The 334-nt window shown below is 71.3% G+C and carries 1 protein-coding gene; it reads right to left on the bottom strand.

Annotated features, from left to right (window positions below):
* Positions 1 to 334, bottom strand: a 334-nt coding sequence (locus UK12_RS34305; protein WP_045307138.1) for a methylenetetrahydrofolate reductase, incomplete at both ends; no start/stop codon positions are given.

Raw genomic sequence — 334 nt, 5'->3', positions numbered from 1 at the left:
GCCCGGCACTTGGCGACGAAGTGCCTGATCTCGCTGTCCCACTCCGGCGACCGCGGATGCAGCTCGGCGAAGGCGGCGACGCCGCCGCTGAACTCGCCGCACTCCTTCACCAGTTGGACCAGTTCGGCAGCGTGCCTGAACCCTTGCCCATGCCGTGTCCACGGTCCGACCGGGTCACCCGGCGGACCGCCGCGCAGGGCCAGCACGTCCCGGATGCCGACATCGGCGTAACGGCCGATGCTCGACCGCAGTTCGGCGTCCGAGTGACCGACCGCCGTGAGGTGCGCCACCGCTCGCAGCGTGGTCTGCTCGGCGATCCCCTCGACCGCCTGGA

Source organism: Saccharothrix sp. ST-888 (genome assembly GCF_000955975.1).
In the GTDB taxonomy this organism is placed as follows: domain Bacteria; phylum Actinomycetota; class Actinomycetes; order Streptomycetales; family Streptomycetaceae; genus Kitasatospora.
The sequence above is the reverse complement of the archived record's forward strand: the minus strand, read 5'-3'. Positions and strand labels throughout refer to the sequence as shown.